1 protein-coding gene is annotated in these 2,251 nt (G+C 64.3%); it reads left to right on the top strand.

Annotated elements, in window-relative coordinates:
• Positions 1–2,251 (top strand): aminomethyl-transferring glycine dehydrogenase (gcvP, locus tag ACIPIN_RS28870; RefSeq protein WP_401124904.1); only part of this gene is annotated, 2,251 nt, incomplete at both ends.

The following is a 2,251-nucleotide window of genomic DNA, read 5'->3' as shown; positions in this document are numbered from 1 at the left end:
GCGACGAGCGCGAACTGACGGATGTCAGCGCATTCTTCGGCGCGCTGCTGCAATACCCGGCGAGCAACGGTGACCTGTTCGACTATCGCGAACTGACCGAACGCTTCCACGCCGCCAATGCGCTGGTGGCGGTCGCCGCTGACCTGCTGGCCCTGACCGTGCTGACTCCACCGGGTGAGTTCGGTGCCGACGTCGCCATTGGTAGCGCCCAACGCTTCGGCGTGCCGCTGGGCTACGGTGGCCCGCACGCGGCCTACTTCTCCACCAAGGATGCGTTCAAGCGCGACATGCCGGGCCGTCTGGTCGGTGTCTCGGTGGACCGTTTCGGCAAGCCGGCCCTGCGCCTGGCCATGCAGACCCGCGAGCAACATATCCGCCGCGAGAAAGCCACCAGCAACATCTGCACCGCCCAGGTGCTGCTGGCTAACATCGCCAGTATGTACGCCGTGTACCACGGCCCGAAAGGCTTGAAGCAGATCGCCAACCGGATTCATCACCTGACCGCGATCCTCGCCAACGGCTTGAACGCGCTGGGCCTTAAGGTTGAGCAAGCACACTTCTTCGACACCCTGACCCTGACCACCGGCGCCAACACCGCCGCCCTGCACGACCAGGCTCGCGCCCAGCGCATCAACCTGCGTGTCGTCGATGGCGACCGCCTGGGTCTGTCCCTCGACGAAACCACCAGCCAGGCCGACATCGAGACCCTGTGGAGCCTGCTGGCCGACGGCAAAGCCCTGCCGGACTTCGCGGCACTGGCCGCCAGCGTCGAAAGCCGCATCCCGGCTGAACTGGTACGCCAGTCGCCGATCCTCAGCCACCCGGTGTTCAACCGTTATCACTCGGAAACCGAGCTGATGCGCTACCTGCGCAAGCTCGCCGACAAGGACCTGGCGCTGGACCGCACCATGATCCCGCTGGGTTCGTGCACCATGAAACTCAACGCTGCCAGCGAAATGATCCCGGTGACCTGGGCCGAATTCGGCGCCCTGCACCCGTTCGCCCCGGCCGAGCAAAGCGCCGGTTACCAGCAACTGACCGATGAACTGGAAGCGATGCTCTGCGCCGCGACCGGTTATGACGCGATCTCGCTGCAACCGAACGCCGGTTCCCAGGGTGAATACGCCGGTCTGCTGGCGATCCGGGCCTATCACCAGAGCCGTGGTGAAGACCGTCGCGACATCTGCCTGATCCCGTCCTCGGCCCACGGCACCAACCCGGCCACCGCCAACATGGCCGGTATGCGCGTGGTCGTGACCGCGTGCGATGCTCGCGGCAACGTCGACATCGAAGACCTGCGCGCCAAAGCCATCGAGCACCGCGAGCACCTCGCCGCGCTGATGATCACCTACCCGTCGACCCACGGCGTGTTCGAAGAAGGCATCCGTGAAATCTGCGGGATCATTCATGACCACGGCGGCCAGGTGTACATCGACGGCGCCAACATGAACGCCATGGTCGGCCTCTGCGCACCGGGCAAGTTCGGCGGCGACGTGTCGCACCTGAACCTGCACAAGACCTTCTGCATCCCGCACGGCGGTGGCGGCCCGGGCGTCGGCCCGATTGGCGTGAAATCCCATCTGACGCCGTTCCTGCCGGGTCACGCGGCCATGGAGCGCAAGGAAGGCGCGGTCTGCGCGGCACCGTTTGGTAGCGCGAGCATTCTGCCGATCACCTGGATGTACATCCGCATGATGGGTGGCGCTGGCCTCAAGCGTGCTTCGCAATTGGCGATCCTCAACGCCAACTACATTTCCCGTCGCCTCGAAGAACACTACCCAGTGCTCTACACCGGCAGCAATGGTCTGGTGGCCCACGAATGCATCCTCGACCTGCGCCCGTTGAAAGACAGCAGCGGCATCAGCGTCGATGACGTTGCCAAGCGCCTGATCGACTTCGGTTTCCACGCGCCAACCATGTCGTTCCCGGTGGCCGGCACGTTGATGATCGAGCCGACCGAAAGCGAATCCAGGGAAGAACTGGACCGCTTCTGCGACGCGATGATCCGCATCCGCGAAGAAATCCGCGCAGTGGAAAACGGCAGCCTGGACAAGGACGACAACCCGCTGAAAAACGCTCCGCACACTGCAGCGGAAATCGTTGGCGAGTGGACGCATCCGTACAGCCGTGAGCAGGCGGTGTATCCGGTGGCGTCGTTGATCGAAGGCAAGTACTGGCCGCCGGTCGGCCGGGTCGACAACGTGTTTGGCGACCGCAACCTGATCTGCGCCTGCCCGTCGATCGAAAGCTA

It is taken from the genome of Pseudomonas sp. NPDC087697 (assembly GCF_044743155.1).
Lineage (GTDB): Bacteria > Pseudomonadota > Gammaproteobacteria > Pseudomonadales > Pseudomonadaceae > Aquipseudomonas.
Note: the sequence above shows the minus strand (reverse complement) of the source record. Positions and strands in the feature narration are given on the sequence as shown.